Raw genomic sequence first — 20,072 nt, 5'->3', positions numbered from 1 at the left:
AGGTTCTCGGTCGTCTTTTCAGCTTAACGCCTGTTGCCACCGAATGTGTATCCCTACCCTGCCACCCGACTCGGGTGGCGGTTGCGTTGCCCTGCATTGCTCTACTGGCAGGCAACAGCGGTCCCTGTCACTCACCTGCTGCGCTGACATTTGAACAATAACAAGGAGCGGCCAATCGGCATCAGGTCGCCACAGGAGGCACCCGTGATCCATCACCACCCGCACCCTACCCCGGCCCATGCGATCGAGCGGCCGACCGGCGCCCTCGGTCTGAACGCGCAACACGCGACGCTCGTGCCGACGGCCAGTGTGCAGATCCCCGAGACCAGCGTGTACTACAACCTGGAAGTCTCCGCGCGGCGTTACCCGTCCAAGGCCGCCATCCAGTTCTACGGCGCCTCGTACAGTTACGCGCAATTGTTGCGCGATGTGGAACACATGGCCGGCTACCTGCAGCAGGTTTGCGCGGTCAAACGGGGTGATCGTGTGGTGGTGTACAGCCAGAATTGCCCGCAGTTCATCGTCGCCTACTACGCCATTCTGCGGGCCGACGCGGTGCTGGTGCCGGTCAACGCGATGCTACTGCAGGACGAACTGGAGCATATTGTCAGGGACAGCGGTGCAGTGGCCGCCTTCGTTGCCCAGGAACTGGTCGGGCAGATCGCCCCGCTGCTGGGCACTACTTGCCTGCAGCACCTGATCGTTCATGCCTACGGCGACGCCCTGGGCGAGGACGACGCCGGGTTGACCGTTCCAGACTGGGTGCGCGAACGCTCATCGCCGCAAGCACTGGCGGACGGTGCCGTACGCTGGCAGGACGCATTGAGCCAGGCACGCCAGCCGGCGCCACACCAGGCCGGCCCGGACGACCTGAGTATGCTGCCCTACACCTCCGGCACCACCGGCAAGCCCAAGGCCTGTGCGCACACTCACCGCACGGTCCTGAGCGCGTCGGTGGGCTCGGCCAACTGGCGGCAAATGACCACCCATACCACCTGCCTGGCGGTGGCGCCGTTGTTCCATTTGCTCGGCCTGCAGACCAACATCAACGGCCCGCTGTTTGTCGGCGGCACCATCGTGGTCATGCCGCGCTGGGATCGCGAAGTCGCGGCGATCCTGATGGAACGTCATCGCGTGACCTTCTGGGCGGCGCTGCCGGCGATGCTGGTGGACTTCTTCGCCCAACCGGGCATCGAATTGCGCGATTTCAGCAGCCTGAAGATGATCGGCGGCGGTGGCGCGGCCACACCATTGCACATCAACCAGTTGCTCAAGGCACGCTACGGGATCGACTACCTCGAAGGCTACGGCCTGACCGAAACCGCGTCGTTCCTCTGCACCAATCCGCTTGGCAAGCCCAAGCGTGGCTGCCTTGGGATTCCAACCTACGGCGTCGACGCGCGCATCATCGATCCGCACACACAAAAGGTGCTGGCCCAGGGCGAAGTTGGCGAGATCGTGGTGCACGGCGCACAGGTGATGCTCGGCTACTGGAACAATCCCGAGGCGAATGCCGACAGCTTCATCGTCATCGACGGCAAGCGCTTCTTGCGTACCGGTGATCTGGCGAGCTTCGACGAAGACGGCTACCTGTTCATGCGTGACCGCCTCAAACGCATGATCAATGCCTCAGGCTACAAAGTCTGGCCGGCAGAAGTGGAAGCCATGCTCAATGAACACCCGGCCATTCATGAGGCCTGCGTGATCGCCGTGCCTGACGAGCAGCGCGGGGAAACGGTCAAGGCGGTGATCGCCCTCAAGGCCGGGGCGACGTCGACTGCCGAGGAATTGCTCGCCTGGTGCAAGGACAACATGGCCACCTATAAGGCCCCACGCCTGCTGGACATTGTCGACAGCTTGCCAAAGTCAGCCACCGGCAAGATTGCCTGGCGTGAACTGCAGGAAGCGGAGCAGGCGCGCCGCCTCTGCTGACACCACGCCCAGTCCCACTACACAACAACAATCAGGGAACCTCGATCATGTATCTGACACAAGGACTGCAGCGTGCGCTGCAGCAGACGCCCGACAGCGTCGTCACCATCTGCGGCGCGCGACGTCGTACGTTTTCCGAGTTTGGTCAACGCGTTGCCCGCCTGGCCGGGGCGCTGCAGCAACTGGGCATGGTGCCTGGCGACCGCGTCAGCACCTTGGCATTGAACAGCGACCGCTACATCGAATGCATGATGGCCACCTGGTGGGGCGGCGGCGCGCTCAACCCGGTCAACATCCGCTGGGCGGTGCCGGAAATCGTCTATTCCCTGGATGATTGCGACACCGGCATCCTGTTTGTCGACGATCACTTTTTGCCCCTGGTGCCGGGTATCCGCGCCAGCGCCCGTCGTGCACCAGTTGTCATTTATATCGGCGAAGGCCAGGCGCCGCAGGGCATGCTGGACCAGGAGCAACTGATCGCCGCCAGTGCAGCGGTCGCCGATGCCGGGCGCGGCGGTGAAGACCTTGCCTGCATCATGTACACCGGGGGCACCACGGGCTTTCCCAAGGGGGTCATGCAGAGCCATCTCAACCTCTGGTCGGCGTGCATCCAGCGCATGGCGGAATATCCTCAGGGCAGCGAAAACCGTGATCTGTTCGTGATGCCGCTGTTCCATATCGCCGGGCTGGCGCGGGTGGTGTCGGGCTTTATTGCCGGGGGTTCTTTCGTGGTGCTGCCGACCTTCGACCCGGCACAGGTGCTGGCCACTATCGAACGCGAGCGCATCACCGACGCCATTCTGGTACCCACCATGATCCAGGCCCTGCTGGAGCACCCGAACTTCGCCGAGCACGACCTCAGCAGCCTGCAACGCCTGACCTACGGTGCCTCACCGACTGCTGGCGAGATAGTCGAACGCGTGCTGGCGGCACTGCCGGACCTCAAGTTGTCGCATTCCTACGGTTTGACGGAGGCCTGCCCGATCGTCTCTACCAATCCACCCGAGAACCACAGTGCGGCGGCACGCGCCAGTGGTCTGAGCCGTTCGGTTGGGCGCGGCGGGCTGGGGGTGAACGTAAAAATCGTCGACCCGCAAGGCCAGGAAGTGCCGCGCGGCACCGTGGGTGAAATCATCGTGCGCGGCCCGAACATCATGCAGGGCTACTGGAACAAGCCTCAGGAAACCGCCAAGGCATTGCGCGACGGCTGGTTGTGGACCGGCGACGGTGCCTACATGGATGACCAGGGTTACCTCTACATCGTTGACCGGCTCAAGGACATGATCGTCAGCGGTGGCGAGAACGTGTACTCGGCTGAAGTCGAGAATGTGATTGCCCGGCATCCGGCGGTACTGATGTGCGCAGTGATCGGGGTTCCCCATGAGCAATGGGGCGAGTCGGTACATGCGGTGGTGGTGCAAAAGCCAGGTTTCACCCTGACCCTGGACGAGGTGCGCAACCATTGCCGGGATGCTATTGCCAACTACAAGTGCCCCAAAAGCGTGGAATTTCGCGACACACTGCCGCTGTCCAGTGCCGGCAAGATCCTCAAGCGCGAACTGCGCACACCGTACTGGGAAAACAAACACAGGAGCGTGAACTGATGAGCGCTACGCACTGCAGTGTCAGCCAGGTCCCGCCCGGTTTCAGCCTGGTCAACGCGCCCCACGGCTTCGTCAGGCACTGCGGCGGCTTCCATCTGCACGAGGAGCAGCCGGTCCTCGGCGTGCGGATCATGCCCGAGCACCTGAACTCCGTGCGCATTGCCCATGGCGGTTTTCTCGCGACCTTTGCCGATACCGCCTTCGGGTTGATTTTGCGGCGCTGCATGCAGAGCGAAACGCCACCGATCACCGTCAGCCTGTGCGCCGACTACCTGAATGGCGTGCGTGAGGGTGACTGGCTTGAGGCGCATGTACAAGTGCTCAAGGTCGGCACAAGCCTGGTCAACGCCGACTGCCTGCTCATGGTGGGCGAGCGCACCGTATTGCGCTGCAGTGGCGTGTTCACCCGCTGGCGCGGACGGGATGCCGCACGCGACTGACCTGCACATCACCTGTTCGTCGTAAAGAGAAGGTTGTTTCGAGCCTGTCGCCCAGCTCAGCAGTGGGCGACATCAACCTGTGGCGTAACGCGCACTGGCCGCTACACTTGAATCCGATTCAAACAACTGCCTCACCCTTCACCCTGCCTGTACCCGTGTGGACTCAATGTCCGTCGTCCGGATAAGCCGTGGCACGCGCGAATAACGGAACCCCTCACGCGTTTGCCACACGACCCACTCATCCAGCAACACAGGGGACTACTATCATGGTTGGTTATAACGAAGTCCTGGCAAGGAACACAGAGCGCGCGCCGCAAGGAACAGGCCCCTACTCTCAATCCGTCGCCTTCTCTCACTACAACAACCTGTCCGCGCAATTGCCCATCGACCCGGCCTCGGGTGACATCGTTGCCGGCGGTGCGAAAGCACAAGCGCAGCAGTGTTTCAGCAATATCAAGGCCATATTGGAAAGCATCGGCCATGTGATGGACGACGTGGTCAGGATCTCGATATTCCTCAAGAACCTCGCAGATCGCGATGCGGTCATCGAGGTGTACAAAAGCTACTTCCCCACCTATGTGCCGGCCCTGACCACCGTTGTAGTGGCCGCCCTGCCGCTCAATGCCCTGGTGCAAGTGGAAGCGCTGGTTTCCAACGGCGAAGGCACGATCCCCAACGCCCCTCAGGCCGGCGACCTGATCAAGGTGGCAAGCAACAGCAAAAATGCCCCGACAGACCCTGACTCGACGCAGTCGGTGGCGTTCTCACATTACAACAACCTGTCCGCTCAACTGCCGATTGATCCAAGCACGGGGAAATTGGTGGCGGGCGGGGTAAAACAGCAAACCGAGCAGTGCCTGGAAAACATCAAGGCCATTTTGGAAAGCATTGATGTGCCGTTTGATGACATCGTCAAAATCACCGTCTTTGTCAGGCACCTCTCAGACACCGAGGCGGTCGATGAGGTGTATAAACGGTTTTTCCCCGACTCGGCCATTGCCAGGACCGTGGGCTATGTACCCGCCCGGAGCATCGTTGCAGTTGCCGCCCTGCCGCTGGATGCACTGGTGCAAATCGAAGCGGTTGTTTCACACGGTGATGGCACGCCACCACAGGCAGTGGAAGACCGCCACGGCATTGTCATAAAAGCCAACACGACGCCCAACGCACCGAAGCATGCGCTGTCCACGCAGACCGTGGCTTTTTCTCATTACAACCACCTTTCAGCGCAATTGCCGATAGACTCGAAAACCGGGGAACGGGTAGCCGGTGGTATCAAAGAGCAAGCCGGCCAGTGCCTGAAGAACATCAAAACCATCGTAGAGAGCATCAATCATTCGATGGATGATGTGGTCAAGATCAACCTCTTCCTTAAACACATCGACGACATCGCTGCGGTTGACGAGGTGTATACCGCCTTCTTTGCAAACGGTGTTCCGGCACGCAGAACCGTGGGCGTGGCGCAACTGCCGGGCGATGCGTTAATCCAGATTGAAGCTGTGGTAGCAAACGCTGAAGGCACACCACCCGAGGTGTGACAGCTCAGCGCAAAAGCCCTTGCCAACCTTCGGCAAGGGCTTTTTCTACTTGAATGCAGCCCCGCTAATAGGCAAGTATCCCTCCTCGATTTTTTAGAGGATGCTCCCGATGTCGACCCCAAAAACCGTGGCTGAGTTGATTGCAACCCTGTCGCGCCTGCCACAAGATGCCAAGGTTATCGTCCAGGGCGGCTTGACCCTAAAAGCCATCAGCAGCTTTGGCCCAGGCCAGGTCCAGATCGAATTTGACGAGCAGATTATCGACTCCTCGCCTTCCTGGGCGGTGTTCGTGAAAAAGTGAGCAAGCTTCAACCACAGAATCAGACAGCCTGTGTTCAGCCAACACTACCTAGAATGGGGGCATCTTCAGAAACGGTCCCCAAACCAGGACGGTTGCACGATGAAAGCCTCTCGACTGCTGATTGCCCTCGGCCTGTTGGCTGCGCCGCTGCTGCTTGAAGCCAAAGAGTCCTACGACTGGTACCTGCAAAACAGCGCCTACACCACGCATTTTCACCCAGACCCTGAGCACAACAACAACCAGGACCTGATCGGCCTGGAGTACCAGGGCCAGGGCGGCAAGGTCGCAGGCGGTGCCACTTTCCGCAATTCGTTCCGTCAACGCACCCAGTACGCCTACGTCGGCAAGCGCTTTGACAGTGATTCAACGCCGTTCTATCTCAAGGCAACCGGTGGCTTATTGCAGGGTTACCGCGGCGACTACCGCGACAAGATTCCCTTCAATCGTTATGGCGTCGCCCCGGCGATCATTCCTTCGCTGGGCGTACAGGCCGGTCGCGTGGGCGGCGAAATGGTGCTGCTGGGCAGCTCGGCCATGATGGTCAATGTCGGGGTGTACTACTGAGCGCTTTCACTGAAAAAAACCTGGCCCATGCCTCGGGCCAGGTGCTCGGCAAAAACGCCGACAGGGTCGATGATCGCCGGATTGTTATCCGCGGGCTACCCGCTGCGGCCGCAGCAGCCAGGCCGCCAGCGCCGGGAGCAGCAAGATGGCGCCCAGCAAATTGACCAGGAACATGAAGGCCAGCAGGATGCCCATGTCGGCCTGGAACTTGAGTGAAGAGAAGGCCCAGGTGGCGATGGACAGGGTCATGGTCACGGCGGTGAACACCGAGGCGGTTCCACGCTGTTTGAGCGCCTCGACGAAGGCGTCGCGCAGGTTCATGCCGCGCTCATGCATCTCATGCTTGATGCGTTCGAACAGGTAGATGCCGTAGTCCACGCCAACCCCCACACCCAAGGCCACCACCGGCAGTGTGTTGACCTTCACCCCAATGCCCAGCAAGGCCATCAGCGCGTTGCACAGCACCGTGACCAACGCCAGCGGCAAGATCACGCAGAGGGTGATGCGCCAGGAGCGGAACATCCACAGGCACAGCAGCGCCACCGAGGCGAACAGTGCGCCGTTCACCAGTTTGTCGCCGGCATGCACCACCTCGTTGGTGGCGGCCATGACCCCGACGTTGCCCGAGGCCAGCTGGAAACTCACCTGGTCATTGTCGTTGGCGGCTTTGAATGACTTGATCTTGTCCATCAGCGCGCTGATGGTGTCGGCCTGGTGGTCGCGGGTGTAGATCGACACCGGGATCGCGTTGCAGGCACTGTTCATGTACTCGGTACCAACGCGGGTGGCAAAGCCGACACCCTGGGCAATTTGCGCGGTGGACTCGGGCAGTACGCGCCACTTCAGGTCAGTCTCGGCATAGGCCTGGGTGATGTTAGCGACAAAGCCGGCCAGGCTGCGCACTGACGACACGCCGTTGTCCTGACGCAGATACAGCTCCAGTTCAGCAATCGGGTCGAGCACTTCGCGCTTCACGCAAGGGGTTTCTTCGTCGCCCTTGGCCTTGACGATCACCTGTAGCAAATCGACGCCGATGGCGAAGTCGCGGGTGATCACTGCGACATCCTGGTTGTAGCGCGAGTCCGAACGCAGCTCCGGTACCCCGGCCCCCATGTCGCCAACATGCAGGTCACGCGCGGCAAGCAGGCCCAGGCCCAGCAGCAGCGCGGCACACACCAGGGCGACAGCGCCACCACGACGGGTCGCCAGCACCCCCAGGCGCTCCCACAGCCCAGCGCCGAGCGTTTCCTTGCCGCGCAGTTTCTGCGCATCGGCGGCGGACAAGCGCATGAACGACAGCAGGATGGGCAGCAGCATCTTGTTGGTGACGATCATCACCGACACCCCGAGGGTTGCGGTGATGGCCAGTTCGCGGACCATTTCGATGTCCACCAGGGCGATCACCACAAAACCCAGGGCATTGGCCAGCAGCGCCACTGCGCCAGGGATAAACAGCTTCTGGAAGCAGTTACGCGACGCCGTTACACCGTCGGCACCGTTGAGAGTCTCCAGTTTCCAGGCGTTGGTCATCTGCACCGCGTGGGACACGCCGATGGAGAAGATCAGAAACGGCACCAGAATCGACATCGGGTCCAGCGTCAAGTGCAGCAGCGGCAGCAAGCCGAGCAGCCAGACCACCGGCACCACTGCACAGATCAGGGCCCAGCCGGTGAGCATCAGCGAGCCCGAATACCAGAACAGCAGCAACGCCGTGATCACGAAGGCCACGATGAAAAACACCAGCACGCCGGAAGCGCCTTCGGCGATGTCACCGATGGATTTGGCAAAGCCGATGATATGGATGCTGACACCCGAATTCTGGTTGTCCTGACGGATCTGCTCGAGCTTTTTCGCCACCTCTTGCAGGTCCAAACGCTTGCCGGAGATCGGGTCCACTTCCTGCAGGTTGGCCACCACCATTGCCGAAGACAGGTCGCTGGAGACGATACGCCCGACCCAGTCGGACTTGAGCGTACGCTCGCGCACCTGGGCGATCTGTTCCGGGGTGCCGGCGTAACTGGAGTCCACCAGGTTGCCGCCGGTGAAACCGTCCTCCACCACCTCGGTGTAGCGTACGTTGGAGGTGAACAACGAGGTCACCGAGCTGCGCTCGACGCCATTGATGAAGAACACTTCATCAGACACCTTGCGCAGCACCGCCATGGCTTCAGGGCTGAAGATTTCGCCCTGGTGACTCTTTACCGCCACCAGCACCTTGTTGGCGCCGCCGAAATCTTTCTGGTACTCAAGGAAGGTTTGCATGTAGGCGTGATGCAACGGGATCATTTTGAAGAAGCCCGCTTCAACCTTCAGGCGCGTGGCACTGTAGCCCAGCACCAGGGTAATGAGGATGAACAGCACCAGCAGCGGCTTGCGCTGGTGGAATATGCCATAGGACACCTTGCCGACGAGGCCGTGGGCAAAATCTCGCCGGGCCAGGTGCTCGGCGTCGCTGATGATGTTTTCGTGCTTACTCATGCTCAGTTCTGCCCTTGGCCAATAATCGTCACGCCACGATCACCGACCGCCAGCAGTGTTCCATCGCCCAGCTCGACTGCACGGGACAGGCTGAAGTGGGTGGACGGTTGTGGCAGAAAGTGCTGGCCCTGGTCATCGCTGGCCAGCAGCAGCCCACTGTTGCCCATCACCAGAACGCGCCCGGACTTTTGCTCAAGCGCACCGTTGAACGCAAAGGTGGTGTTGGTTTGGCGTTGGCTCCAGGTGTTGCCGGCATCGCCGGAATACCAGAGATTGCCGCGCATGCCGTAGATCAGCAGGCCGCCGTCCTTGAGCTGCAAGGCGCCAAACAGGCTGCCTGCGTAGGGGCTTTCCATTGCCTGCCAGCTTTCACCCTGATCGCTGGAGCGCGCCAGGGTGCCGCTCTCCCCCACCAGCAGCCAGTCACCATTGGCCAGGGCAATAACCTGGGAAATGTGCCGGTCGAAATCGCTGTCGATCACCGGCACACGCGTCCAGCTCGCGCCGTTGTCCTTGGACAACAGGTAGAGCCCGAAAGCCCCCCAGGCGGCCAGGCGGCCGTTACCCAGTGCGGCTACGCCCAGCAGTGCGTCGCCATTGCTGTCGACCTCGAGGCTGTCCCAACTGGCACCGCCATCGACGGTACGCAGCAAGGTGCCGCCGTGTCCTACGGCAACGCCGACCTGAGGATCGACGAAGGCAACACCGGACAGGGTGCGAGTGGTGCCCGTGCGCAGGCTGGACCAGTGTGTCGCGAGCGCATCAGCACGCAGCACGACGCCGCGCTCGCCAACCGCCACCAGGCTTTTGCCGGTATCGGTCAGGTTAAGCAGCAGGACCCGGTCCGGGCGGATGGGGTAATCCAGTGCCGGGGGTTGTGCATGGGCGTGGGCGGCAAGCAGGCACAAGCCCGCCAGCGCCGTCAGGGGGTGTAGAGACATAAGGCGGATTCCCGGCAGGCCGACTGCCTCCCGATTGAAAGGCAGTGGCGGGTTCAAGAGTGGCAGAGGCGATTTACTTGCCCATGCGGCGCAGGGCATCAGGCTGAAGGTCAACGAAGCGTCCCTTGCTGCCGAAGCTCCAGGGTTGGGTTTCTTCGTTGGCAAGCCCGGCCAGGTAGTAACTGCCATTGCTCAAGTCGTGCCAGATGTTGGCGCGGTACCACGGCACCTGCGCATCGTAAAACTGCACCAGGGGATGCACACCCACGCGCCACAGCGTGCCACGGGTGTCGTAGGCATCACTGGCCAGTACCGTCCAGGAGTCTTCGTCGAGGTACAGGGTGCGTTTGCCGTACACGTGCTTGGCGTCTTTGCGCAGGGTGCCCTCGACCACCCAGACACGGTGCAGCTCGTAGCGCATCAAGTCGGGGTTTGGCGTGTTGGGGGTGAGGATGTCCTTGTACTTGACCGCCTTGTCGCCCAACTTGTAGTCGTTGTACGGCACATACATTTCCTGCTTGCCGACCAGTTTCCAGTCGAAGCGGTCAGGTGCGCCGTTGTAGCCGTCAAAGTCGTCGGTCACGCGCAGGCCTTCGGTGCCGTCGTTGACGTTGTCGTAGGCCAGGTCTGGTGCGCGGCGCACGCGGCGTTGGCCGACGTTGTAGATCCACGCCGAGCGCACTTCCTTCACTTGGTCGATAGGCTCATGCACCAGTTGCACCGTACCGGCCAAGGTTGCCGGGGAGATGAAGCGCGCCGAATAATTGAGCAGGCGGTTCTCCGACTGCTTGTCCATGTTGGTGTCGAACACCCGGTTTTCCTGGATACGCACGGTGTAGAAGTCACCACTGCCACGCACCGGGAACGAGGCGTAGGTGCGCTGTAAACCGCCACCCAGGTAGCGCAGGTTGTGGTTCCAGATGGCTTCCAGGCCATTTTTCGGAATCGGGAACGGCGTGGTGGTGCCGTTCAGGTTGCTCACCCCAAAGCCATTGAGCTGAACGTTAACCGCCTCTTGCTTCACCTTCGCCGCGATGCTTGCCGGCACCATCGCGGTACGGTGTGTCGGGTACACCGGCATCTTGAAGGTGGGGTACTTGGCCAACAGCGCCTGCATACCCGGGGTGATCTTGTCCTTGTACTGGGCCAGGTTGGCGGCAGTGATGGTGAACAACGGCTTTTCCGTAGCGAACGGGTCAAGGTAGCCCTGGCTCGCGCTCCAGCCAGCGGGAGGCTGCGCCAGCCCACCGCTGTACGCGGGAATCGATCCATCGGCATTACCGGCCATCTCGCCCCCTAGCGGGGTCAGGTCCTGGCCCAGGCGTGCGGCTTGATCGGCAGTGATCTGGGCGAACGCCTGAGCACTCAGGGCGAGCAGCACGGCACCTGCCAGACCGCTCAGGCGGGCGGCACGAAGTGTGTTTTTCATCGGATTAACCTCTTATTGTTCTGTCAGAAGCTGTAGCTGTAGCTGGCGGCATAGAAGTCGCGATCATGCAGCGGGTCGTACTCGGCGCTGTTGTCAAAGCTGACGTAGCTGAAGTCGAGTTTGTGCTGCTTGTTGTAATCGAAGGTGATACCCAGTGCAGAGGTGATACGGCCTTCGTTGAACTGACCATCCATGGACACACCATCAACGTCCTGACCGAGGAAGGCATAGGGCGAAGCGGTGAAACTGGTACCCAGAAAGTTGTTGTAATCGAGCTGTCCGCGCAGCCGGTAACCCCAGGCAAAGTCGGTGACATAGCCGTCGTTCTTGCAACCGGCTGGGCTTGAGTTGCGCAGGCTGGGCATCGGTGAGGTGCAGGTATCGCCGCCGGCCGGCAAGGTTGCGCTGGAGCCCAGGCCATAGATAAAGCCACGGCCATAGCGGCGGTCATCTTCGCCTTGCGGCACGTTGTTCCACTGCATGCCAACCTCGGCGATCACCGTCAGGTTGTCTGCCTTGAGCACATTGGGGAACACGTTGACGCCGTTGAGCTGGAACTGGGTCTTTTCATAGCGATCCCAACCGGCGGTGAATGGCGAGCTGGCCACCTTGACCTGTTGAAGCAGGTCGGCCGCAGGCCCAATACCCGCCAGGGCGCCATTGAGCAGGTCGGCGCCATTGATCTGAGCGGGCTGATTAGGCGAGTAGCTCAGCTCCGAGCCAATCGACCAGCCGCCCATTGTGGTGGTGAAACTCAGGCCGAACAGGCGAATGTCTTCTGGATATTCCCAGCTTGGGCCAACGAACTGGCCGGCCGAATTGCGTGCAATAGCACCGGGCGTACCGGCGTTGGGAAACTCCGAGAGCGCCGCTGAACTGGTGCTGCGCATCCCCAGGTAAGGGGTTCGCGAGTGGTAGTTCAGGTAGTAAAGGCCCACCTCACCATCCAGCGCATCGACCGGCAGGCGCAAGGCAACGCCCCACTGGCCGCTGTCGTGCGGATCTTCGCCCTTGACCTCAGGCAGATAGGCACCGGCGGCAATCTTGTCGGGCGACGATGGGTTGGTGCCGCCCAGGAAGGTGCCCAGTTGGCAGTCGCCGAAGTCCTGGCCGATTGCGCTTTCGGTCACCGACCAGTAATGGCCGCAGCCTTCGATGGCAGTGCTTTCGTACTTGAGCTGGTAGAACGCTTCCATCGAAATGCCCGCAGGCAAACCAATGTTCAGGTAGCCCATCCACACCGGAATCAGCGCTTCTTTCAGTTCTGTGCCGGGTCGGCGCAGTGCCGGTACATCCAGTGGGTTGATCTGGTTGATGCCCTGGATAAAGGCACTCTCCCCCCAGTTCACGACTTGCCGACCCAAGCGAACCTGAACCGGTGTTTCGTTGAAGTAGTAGGTGTCGTACAGATAGGCATCAAGCAGATAGACACCGCTGAACTTCTGCAGGTCGGCGTAGCCATCGTCGTTCAGCGGTTTCTTGCGGTAGCCGTTGGAGGCGCTGCCGAAATTGACGTCTTCATCCTTGAGTGCCTGGTCGTACCAGCCTTTGACGCGCAGCAGACCGCCCATGTCGCCGTTGCGCAGCGACACATCGGTGACAAACTTGGCAATGGACGAAAAGCGATCGCCCTTGTCGTAGTTCAGGTTACCGCCATCCACCGAGCCGCCGGTGCCGCCGGACTTGCCACGCAGCGCGCCGTTGGCAGCGCTGTACAGCGCGGAATCCTGATCTTCGGCACGCCACTGCGAGCCAACCGACAAGGTGGTGTTCCACTCGCCTTCCCAACCGTTCTCCAGCTGGAAGGGCAACGCCTGCGCAGTGCCCGCCGACGCGCAGGCAATAGCAAGGGCAAGGGGGGTGAGGTACTTAGCGTTATAGTGCATGCAGGTCTCCGGCATCGCCCTTTCCGTGTCGTGCCGATCTGGCCCGCCGGGTGAGCGTTCTTGTTGGGTGGAGAGAGCATGCCCAGTGGCCAGACAAAACCATTTGTCCGTTTACGTCAGAATTTTGTCTTTAACTGTCAGCGCACGAATTATGCTGTCGAGGCAAGATCAACAAGGTCAGGATGCTTTCATTACGGCACCTGTGCCTTGAACGTACTGCCCCCTCACGTGGCGGTACCTCGATAACAACAAGAACACTCACCACCATGACAGCCTTGATCAAAACCACCTCATTGACCGGGTTCACGCAACTGGTGCGAGACCTGGGCGGCGACCCCGATGAACTGCTGAGACAGCTGCAGATCGACCCTGCGTTGCTCGAACACAGTTCCGCGGTCATGCCCTACCGCGCCATGATCAACTTGCTGGAACACTGTGCCGAACGCCTGCAATGCGTCGACTTTGGCCTGAGCCTGGCTGAACGCCAGAGCATCATGATTCTCGGGCCGCTCGCCGTGGTCGGGCAGAACGCCCGCAATGTCGGCGAGGCCTTGAGCGAAATCGTGCGCTTTCTGCACACCTACAGCCCGGGCGTGCAGGTGCACCTGGATACCGAGACCGACCCGCAACACCCCCATCTGATCTATGAACTGCGCCTGCGCCCTGCCCCGCGCCAACGGCAGGTCATCGAGCTATCGCTGGGGGTCATGTTCAAGACGGTGCAAATGCTCTACGGGCCGGGGTTCCGCCCCCACGCGGTGTTGTCGCGCACCGAGGCGCGCTTGCCGCAGAGCCGGTATCAACGTTTTTTCGGCGCACGCATGCATTTTGGACAAACGCACAATGCCCTGGTGTTGCTGCCAGAGCACCTGAGCAAGCCAATCGATCAGCACAACAAGCTGCTGCACGACACAATGATGGATTACGTGAGCAACATGGGCGCGGCCAACCCACTGGATGTACGCAGCCAGGTCGAGGACGCGATCAGGCGCCTGCTGCCGACCCAGCGCTGCGCCCTGCCGCTGATCGCCGAGCAGTTGGGCATGCGCGAACGTTCATTGCAGCGCCGCCTGGAGGAGCAGGATGCGGTGTTCGAGGACATCGTCGAGGACGCGCGCAAGGAACTGGCCGATCTGTACCTGGCCGAGGCGCAAATGCCCATGGCGCAGATTGCCGGCCTGCTTGGCTATGCCGAGCAAAGCTCGTTCAATCGGGCCTGCCGTCGTTGGTACGGCATGCCGCCGCGCGAACGGCGGGCACAACTGCGGGCGCGTCAGCCGCTGACTGGCTGACGCGCTGACGCCGAGTGGGTCAGTCGTAGCGGATGATTATCTTGGCGTGCTGGTCCGGCTGAGCCAGCTGATCGAAGGCTTCGACTACACCGTCCAGGGTCACGTGACCGGTGATCATGGCGGTCGCGTCCAGCGTTTCATCGGCCAGGGCGTGCAGGGTGTGGGCGAACTCCTCGGCGCTGTAGCCAAAGGAAAAATGCACGTTCATTTCCTTGCCAATGCCGATCAGCGGCTCGATCCGGTCGCTTTCCATGCACACGCCGACCACGATCAACCGCGAACGCGGTGGTGCGTTCTGGATCACCTGCTGGATCAGGCCCGGTACCCCCACGCACTCGAACACCACACAGGGTCTGGGTTGCAAGCCCAGCCCCAGCAACGCCATTGGCCCGTTGATGTCGTAACCCGCTGGCGCGGCCACCTGCAGCCATGACTGGTAAGGCGACTGTTCGGCCGGGTTGACCACGACGTCCGCGCCCATTTTTTCCGCCAGTGCCCGACGCCCGGCGGAAAAGTCCGCCGCAACAACTGGGCCGATGCCACGGGACTTGAGGATTGCGATCATCGCCAGGCCGATCGGGCCGCAGCCAATCACTACCGGCACTTCACTGCCATCGAGCCTGGCGCGGTTCACCGCGTGGGCGGCTACCGTCAGCGGCTCGGTCAGTGAGGCAATGTCGGCTGGCAGGTCACCCGGCACCGGCAGCAGCAGTTGCTCGGCCAGTACCATCTGCTCACCGTAGCCACCCGGGTAGCGGTTGGAAAAGCCGATATGATCGAAGTGCTGTGCGCTGATCACGAACGGCAACGAACAAACACGGGTACCGACCTTGAGGCGCTTGTCGCTGCCCGGGCCATGGTCAAGAATTTCGGCGCAGTACTCGTGGCCAAACACCACGTCCTGGCCATCGTCGAAGCTAATCGGAATATTGCCGCGCTTGAAGTTGGCCAGCACCTGCTGGCAATGATGAAACATGTGCAGGTCCGAACCACAGATACCACAGGCCAATGTCTTGACCAGTACTTCCCCATGCCCAGGTTCGGGCGCGCTGATCGACTCGACCAGCAACTGCTTGTCACGCATGACAACGGCTTTCATGCCTCTTCTCCCATTCCAGCGTGCTGCCGTGTAAGGCAGCGCAGATATCAGACGAGTTGACCCACATCACGCAGCCACTGCTCGGAGCGCTGCAACCCTTCGTTCAAGCTGACCTTGGGCTCATAACCGAGCAAACGCCGCGCCTTTTCGATGGAAATACCGCCGGTACGGGCGAACATGTACATGATGTCCGGGGTCACTTCGTCCTGGCGTTTGAGCAGTCGGTTAATGCGCCAGATGCCCCGGCTTAACGACACGGCGAGCCACAGCGGCAAGCTGCGCGGCGAACCGGAACGCTTGGCCCAGCGCCAGTGATTGCAGAAAAACTCCTGGCAACTCACCGACTCTTTGGCACTGATGTGGAAGATCTGCCCGCGTGCCTGCGGCAAACCGGCCGCCAGCATGACGCCGTCCAACAGGTCGTCGATGTACACCGGGGTCCAGCGGCCTGAACCGCCGTTGGGCAGAATCAGCGCACCGGCCTTGGCCATTTTCAAGGGCTCGCTCAACCAGGCGCGAGAGCCTGGGCCGTAGACATCGCCCGGGCGTACGATGGTGCATTCGATTTCGCCCGCCGCGTGCGCGGCCAGCACCACATGCTCGCTCGCACCTTTGGCAACGCCATAGCGATAGTCGTCACCGATGACGACGTCACAGTGCTCGTCCGCCTGGTCGGGGTAGTTCCAGCCCAGTGCGGCGATCGAGGAAAATTGCACGAAGCGCTTGGCGCCGCTGGCGATCGCGACATCCAGGCAGTTACGCACGCCGCGCACCGACACTTCGCGGTACAGCGTCCAGGAAGCCGCCAACGACACCACGGCAGCCGTGTTGATGAACAGTTCGCAGCCGCGGGCATGGGCGGCCCACACTTCAGGGCGCGTCAGGTCGCCGGCGACCACATCGTTTGCCGGGTCGGCGCGCAGGTCCATGCCCCGCACTTGTGCCCCCAGCGCCCGGTAGCGACGTACCAGGGCCTGGCCAATGAAGCCGCTGGCTCCGGTGATAAAGACCGATCGCGGCACCTCAGGTGTTTGCCCCTGGCTGCCGACCGGTATGCACGCATGGCTCATCGAGCGCTCTCCACAAAAGAGGGAACGACGGGCGCCGCAGCGCCCGCGTGTGGCTGATCAGCCGAGGGTGTAGCCTGCATGGCCGGGGCGAATGTAGCGGGCAGGTTCCAGGCCGCGCTCCTTCACCAGGCGATCGATGATCTGCATGATGTCGGTGGCGTCCATGACATTGACGAAATTGCCGTCCTGGTCGAAGTTGATGTTGGCGCCATAGACGACCATAAAGGTATCGGTCGGGCCGCTGTTGTCGGCTGGCACACTGAAGGTGTGGATCGATCCACCGGGCTCGTACAGGTAGCTACCGGCGGTCTGCGGCTGATCCGGGTACTCGACGTAGTTCCACTTGCCAGACAGCGTGAACAGGTGCACTGGGCCTGTGTGGTAGTGGCAAGGCAGGCGCACGCCCGGCTGGAAAATCACCCGCAGTGTCCATATCCCCAGGTTCGGGTCGAGGTACAGGGGCTGCACATCGACGCCTGGGAAGTGCGGTGCCAGGGCGTTCTCGTAGATCGGCAGTTCGTTGGTGTTGAGGGTCAGCAGTTCATGGTGGTCAAAGACCGGAATCGGCATTGGCATTGTTGTTATTCCTCATGGGCCAGTTCGGGGCAATCGATTTGCCTGGACGCAATACTGCGGGGCCACTCTGCTGAAAAATTGTCATTTGCCGTCACGTGATTGTCATTTGACGTCAATGCCCTCACTGAATGCAGGCTCACTCCTGCGACAGAAAAGCAGCCAGCCAGAAGCACACAAGGCCCGTGCAGCAGTGCTGACGGGCCTTGTACTCACAACGATTGAACTACTGCTGCTGGTAGCGCATGAACTTCTCCATCATCTGATCCACCGTGAAGGTGGCCGGGCGTTGCCGCGGCGGGTACGCCTTGAAGGTCGCGAGGAATTGCTGCACCCGAACCATCGCGGGCAATGCAACCACAGCCACCTTCTTGTCCCACCAGACGTTGTAACTGTTCGAGTCGGTGTCAGCGCGCTCGAACGGGTCACGCCGCAGATTGAACACCTTGGGCGCCCGCAGATCGACGAACGGATCGCGCCACACGTCGAAGCGCTTTGCACGCTGCTCGGCGAACACCACTTTCCAATCGCCGTCGCGCATGCCCAGCAGTTTTCCGTCATCGCTGAAGTAATAGAAATCGTTGCGCGGTCCTTTCTCGGTCTGGCTTTGCAGGTAAGGCAGGAAGTTGTAGCCATCCAGATGCACGTTGAACTGCTTGCCACCTGCCGAATAGCCCTTGAGCAACTGCTCTTTGATATCGTCGACACCGGCTGCTGCCATCAGCGTTGGCAGCCAGTCCTGAGCCGACATGATTTCATTGGAGATCGAGCCGGCCTTGATGTGGTTGGGCCAGCGCACGACAGCCGGCACCCGGAAACCACCTTCCCAGTTGGTGTTCTTCTCGCCACGGAAGGGGGTAATGCCCGCATCGGGCCACTGGTTGAAGTGCACCCCGTTGTCGGTGGTGTAGAGCACGATGGTGTTGTCGGCGATGCCCAGATCATCGAGCTGTTTGAGCAACTGCCCGACATGCCCGTCATGTTCCACCATGCCGTCGTTATAGAAGCCCTGCCCGGACTTGCCCGCCGCTTTATCGCTGATGTGCGTGTAGTAGTGCATGCGGCTGGAGTTGAACCAGACGAAGAACGGTTTATCCGCCTTGACTGCCTTGTCGATGAAGCTTTGCGAGGCCTGCAGGAACTCCTCGTCGATCGTCTCCATGCGTTTGCTGTTGAGCGCCCCGACATCTTCGACCTTGCCGTCGGCGCTGCTGTGGATGACCCCGCGTGGACGCAACTGTTTGTCGATGGCCGGGTCTTTGGTCCAGTCCGGGTCTTCAGGCCCCTCTTCGGCATTGAGGTGATAGAGGTTACCGAAGAACTCGTCGAAACCATGGTTGGTCGGCAGAAACTCGTCGCGGTCGCCCAGGTGGTTTTTGCCGAACTGGCCGGTCATGTAGCCCAGCGGCTTGAGCAGTTCCGCCAGGGTCGGGTCGGCTTTCTGGATGCCCACCGGCGAGCCGGGAATGCCCACTTTGGTCAGGCCAGTACGCACCGGATGTTGCCCGGTGATAAACGCCGCGCGCCCCGCCGTGCAGCTTTGTTCACCGTAGTAGTCAGTGAACATCATCCCTTCGTTGGCCAGGCGATCGATGCTGGGCGTTTTGTACGCCATCATCCCGTGGCTGTATTTGCTGATATTGGTGATGCCGATGTCATCGCCAAAGATCACCAGAATGTTCGGTTTTTCCGCAGCAACTGCCAGCACGGCCGTGCACTGAGCGGCGATTGCCAAGGCGCCAATGCGCAACCAGCGTTTAACACGCATACCCGATGTCATTGTTGTCAGGTCCTTCTTCCGAGGAGTGGGCTGCCATCAGCACAGCGCTCAAAATCGGCTGAAGAGATCACCGATGCCGCTCGGCATCATCGCTTGCGCCGTTGTGTCGTTTCTGACGGTATACCGCTCGCGGTCTGCGGCCGCAAAAGTCACACCCAGTAGCACAACCAGGAACAGGCAAATCATCAAGCGCATGGCAGTCTCCTACACCCGGCACCGGCCGATTGCAGTGTTTTTGTTTGCTGCAAGTGTTGGAGATTTGCGCGCTTGAAGCTTGGCGTTTGACGTCAGAATTTTTTCATTTCACGTCAGAGGCGATTTAACTGGGCCGCCAGTTATGCTCGGCGCCGGATATGCAGGCTTCAGTCTTCGATAAGGGGCCTGACCGAGAACACCGAAATACCCAATGGCGACATCGCGGCTTTGAACTCGACAGAGCCGTGGCGGAACGGTTGCTCCTTGAACACCATGTCAGGTAGACGCCGGATAATTTCCGCTTCGTCGACGGCCGGCGACGTCGAAGCCAATGCCGCGGCGGCAATCGCCTGAATCTCTTCGCCGGAGCTGCGGTTACCATCGCCGGTGGCGTAGATGTCGAGGTCGTAGAGCTGGTCGCCGTAATTTGACATTGTGCCGATCAGGAAGACGAACGGGCCGATTTCGGCTTCGAAAAAGTCCACGGCCTCGCCCCGGTCTATGTTCTCGGGGTCGACAACATAAGACATGCCGAGGGCTTTGAGCTTCGCGTTGAGGCGCTCGGCATACTGTTTGGGCGTGAGCCCCAAGGTTCGCCGGTATTTAATCTGGGCGCCGTCGACGTACACCGCCTCACGCGGGCCGGTCTCGTCGAAAATGGGTTGCAGGGCAGCAGGGGTGTAGTTCCAGTCCGACAACAGGGCAAAACTTGCGAGCAATACCACACCGGCGATGGCAATCACCTTCAACTGTTTGCGCGTGTTGACCGCCGGGTGCTCTTCACCGCAGGCAGGGCACGTCTTGGCGTCCGCCTCAACGGGTTGCTTGCAGGATTTGCACAACGTTTCAGTTTCAGTCATCACCACTACACCCTTATCGTCCATGATTCCACCGGCAAGCCGGCTGGCGGGCGCAAGTTTACTGAATATCCCTGGGGCCAGCAAAGGCCC

The 20,072-nt window shown here is 60.9% G+C and carries 17 protein-coding genes; 7 read left to right on the top strand and 10 right to left on the bottom strand.

Annotation, left to right across the window (positions count from 1 at the left end; genetic code table 11):
* Positions 1–204: 204 nt before the first annotated feature.
* The 6 genes from ACP6KB_RS12930 to ACP6KB_RS12905 all read left to right on the top strand — a co-directional run bounded on the left by ACP6KB_RS12930 (position 205) and on the right by ACP6KB_RS12905 (position 6,379).
* Positions 205–1,932, top strand: coding sequence for a long-chain fatty acid--CoA ligase (locus ACP6KB_RS12930; protein WP_442114113.1), 1,728 nt, complete (start codon positions 205–207; stop codon positions 1,930–1,932).
* A 47-nt stretch (positions 1,933–1,979) separates the two neighbouring features.
* Entirely contained in the window at positions 1,980–3,536 is a 1,557-nt protein-coding gene (locus ACP6KB_RS12925; protein WP_442114112.1) for an acyl-CoA synthetase, read from the top strand.
* Entirely contained in the window at positions 3,536–3,976 is a 441-nt protein-coding gene (locus tag ACP6KB_RS12920; protein WP_442114111.1) for a PaaI family thioesterase, read from the top strand. The genes ACP6KB_RS12925 and ACP6KB_RS12920 overlap by 1 nt, the downstream gene beginning before the upstream one ends.
* A gap of 266 nt (positions 3,977–4,242) precedes the next feature.
* A complete protein-coding gene (locus ACP6KB_RS12915) occupies positions 4,243–5,514 on the top strand; it encodes a RidA family protein (protein WP_442114110.1) in 1,272 nt (423 codons plus the stop codon).
* Positions 5,515–5,623: 109 nt separating this feature from the next.
* The gene (locus tag ACP6KB_RS12910; RefSeq protein WP_442114109.1) at positions 5,624–5,815 is read left to right on the top strand and encodes a hypothetical protein; all 192 of its coding nucleotides are present in this window, start codon (positions 5,624–5,626) and stop codon (positions 5,813–5,815) included.
* A 99-nt stretch (positions 5,816–5,914) separates the two neighbouring features.
* Positions 5,915–6,379, top strand: a complete 465-nt coding sequence (locus tag ACP6KB_RS12905) for a sn-glycerol-3-phosphate transporter (RefSeq protein WP_442114108.1) — start codon at positions 5,915–5,917, stop codon at positions 6,377–6,379.
* An 84-nt stretch (positions 6,380–6,463) separates the two neighbouring features.
* On the opposite strand, the gene ACP6KB_RS12900 is transcribed toward ACP6KB_RS12905, so the two are convergent.
* The 4 genes from ACP6KB_RS12900 to ACP6KB_RS12885 all read right to left on the bottom strand — a co-directional run bounded on the left by ACP6KB_RS12900 (position 6,464) and on the right by ACP6KB_RS12885 (position 13,113).
* Positions 6,464–8,857, bottom strand: a complete 2,394-nt coding sequence (locus tag ACP6KB_RS12900; protein WP_442114107.1) for an efflux RND transporter permease subunit — start codon at positions 8,855–8,857, stop codon at positions 6,464–6,466.
* A 2-nt stretch (positions 8,858–8,859) separates the two neighbouring features.
* A complete protein-coding gene (locus tag ACP6KB_RS12895) occupies positions 8,860–9,798 on the bottom strand; it encodes a YCF48-related protein (RefSeq protein ID WP_442114106.1) in 939 nt (312 codons plus the stop codon).
* Positions 9,799–9,871: 73 nt separating this feature from the next.
* Complete coding sequence (locus ACP6KB_RS12890; RefSeq protein WP_442114105.1) at positions 9,872–11,227, bottom strand: DUF1329 domain-containing protein; 1,356 nt, start codon at positions 11,225–11,227, stop codon at positions 9,872–9,874.
* 23 nt (positions 11,228–11,250) lie between these two features.
* A complete protein-coding gene (locus ACP6KB_RS12885; protein WP_442114104.1) occupies positions 11,251–13,113 on the bottom strand; it encodes a DUF1302 domain-containing protein in 1,863 nt (620 codons plus the stop codon).
* A 266-nt stretch (positions 13,114–13,379) separates the two neighbouring features.
* Here ACP6KB_RS12885 and ACP6KB_RS12880 point away from each other — a divergent pair, with 266 nt between their 5' ends.
* The gene (locus tag ACP6KB_RS12880; RefSeq protein WP_442114103.1) at positions 13,380–14,405 is read left to right on the top strand and encodes an AraC family transcriptional regulator; all 1,026 of its coding nucleotides are present in this window, start codon (positions 13,380–13,382) and stop codon (positions 14,403–14,405) included.
* 19 nt (positions 14,406–14,424) lie between these two features.
* Here ACP6KB_RS12880 and ACP6KB_RS12875 read toward each other — a convergent pair whose 3' ends face one another.
* The 6 genes from ACP6KB_RS12875 to ACP6KB_RS12850 form a co-directional block, all read right to left on the bottom strand.
* Entirely contained in the window at positions 14,425–15,504 is a 1,080-nt protein-coding gene (locus ACP6KB_RS12875) for a zinc-binding dehydrogenase (RefSeq protein ID WP_442114102.1), read from the bottom strand.
* Between the two features lie 47 nt (positions 15,505–15,551).
* Positions 15,552–16,574, bottom strand: a complete 1,023-nt coding sequence (locus tag ACP6KB_RS12870; RefSeq protein ID WP_442114101.1) for an NAD-dependent epimerase/dehydratase family protein — start codon at positions 16,572–16,574, stop codon at positions 15,552–15,554.
* A 57-nt stretch (positions 16,575–16,631) separates the two neighbouring features.
* Complete coding sequence (locus ACP6KB_RS12865) at positions 16,632–17,150, bottom strand: 2,4'-dihydroxyacetophenone dioxygenase family protein (RefSeq protein WP_442114100.1); 519 nt, start codon at positions 17,148–17,150, stop codon at positions 16,632–16,634.
* A gap of 223 nt (positions 17,151–17,373) precedes the next feature.
* A complete protein-coding gene (locus tag ACP6KB_RS12860; RefSeq protein ID WP_442114099.1) occupies positions 17,374–18,915 on the bottom strand; it encodes an arylsulfatase in 1,542 nt (513 codons plus the stop codon).
* Between the two features lie 60 nt (positions 18,916–18,975).
* Positions 18,976–19,122 carry a hypothetical protein gene (locus ACP6KB_RS12855; RefSeq protein ID WP_442114098.1) on the bottom strand — a complete coding sequence of 49 codons (147 nt, stop codon included), beginning with the start codon at positions 19,120–19,122 and terminating at the stop codon, positions 18,976–18,978.
* Positions 19,123–19,289: 167 nt separating this feature from the next.
* Complete coding sequence (locus ACP6KB_RS12850) at positions 19,290–20,006, bottom strand: hypothetical protein (protein WP_442114097.1); 717 nt, start codon at positions 20,004–20,006, stop codon at positions 19,290–19,292.
* Positions 20,007–20,072 lie beyond the last annotated feature (66 nt).

The sequence above is a fragment of the Pseudomonas sp. NUPR-001 genome (assembly GCF_052147955.1).
In the GTDB taxonomy this organism is placed as follows: Bacteria; Pseudomonadota; Gammaproteobacteria; order Pseudomonadales; family Pseudomonadaceae; genus Aquipseudomonas.
This window is presented reverse-complemented; position numbering and strand designations above follow the sequence as displayed.

Bases quoted from the DNA above. Each gene is read 5' to 3' on its own strand.
- ACP6KB_RS12925 (WP_442114112.1), top strand. From the start codon at position 1,980: ATGTATCTGACACAAGGACTGCAGCGTGCGCTGCAGCAGACGCCCGAC.
- ACP6KB_RS12920 (WP_442114111.1), top strand. From the start codon at position 3,536: ATGAGCGCTACGCACTGCAGTGTCAGCCAGGTCCCGCCCGGTTTCAGC.
- ACP6KB_RS12915 (WP_442114110.1), top strand. From the start codon at position 4,243: ATGGTTGGTTATAACGAAGTCCTGGCAAGGAACACAGAGCGCGCGCCG.
- ACP6KB_RS12910 (WP_442114109.1), top strand. From the start codon at position 5,624: ATGTCGACCCCAAAAACCGTGGCTGAGTTGATTGCAACCCTGTCGCGC.
- ACP6KB_RS12905 (WP_442114108.1), top strand. From the start codon at position 5,915: ATGAAAGCCTCTCGACTGCTGATTGCCCTCGGCCTGTTGGCTGCGCCG.
- ACP6KB_RS12900 (WP_442114107.1), bottom strand. From the start codon at position 8,857: ATGAGTAAGCACGAAAACATCATCAGCGACGCCGAGCACCTGGCCCGG.
- ACP6KB_RS12895 (WP_442114106.1), bottom strand. From the start codon at position 9,798: ATGTCTCTACACCCCCTGACGGCGCTGGCGGGCTTGTGCCTGCTTGCC.
- ACP6KB_RS12890 (WP_442114105.1), bottom strand. From the start codon at position 11,227: ATGAAAAACACACTTCGTGCCGCCCGCCTGAGCGGTCTGGCAGGTGCC.
- ACP6KB_RS12885 (WP_442114104.1), bottom strand. From the start codon at position 13,113: ATGCACTATAACGCTAAGTACCTCACCCCCCTTGCCCTTGCTATTGCC.
- ACP6KB_RS12880 (WP_442114103.1), top strand. From the start codon at position 13,380: ATGACAGCCTTGATCAAAACCACCTCATTGACCGGGTTCACGCAACTG.
- ACP6KB_RS12875 (WP_442114102.1), bottom strand. From the start codon at position 15,504: ATGAAAGCCGTTGTCATGCGTGACAAGCAGTTGCTGGTCGAGTCGATC.
- ACP6KB_RS12870 (WP_442114101.1), bottom strand. From the start codon at position 16,574: ATGAGCCATGCGTGCATACCGGTCGGCAGCCAGGGGCAAACACCTGAG.
- ACP6KB_RS12865 (WP_442114100.1), bottom strand. From the start codon at position 17,150: ATGCCAATGCCGATTCCGGTCTTTGACCACCATGAACTGCTGACCCTC.
- ACP6KB_RS12860 (WP_442114099.1), bottom strand. From the start codon at position 18,915: ATGCGTGTTAAACGCTGGTTGCGCATTGGCGCCTTGGCAATCGCCGCT.
- ACP6KB_RS12855 (WP_442114098.1), bottom strand. From the start codon at position 19,122: ATGCGCTTGATGATTTGCCTGTTCCTGGTTGTGCTACTGGGTGTGACT.
- ACP6KB_RS12850 (WP_442114097.1), bottom strand. From the start codon at position 20,006: ATGGACGATAAGGGTGTAGTGGTGATGACTGAAACTGAAACGTTGTGC.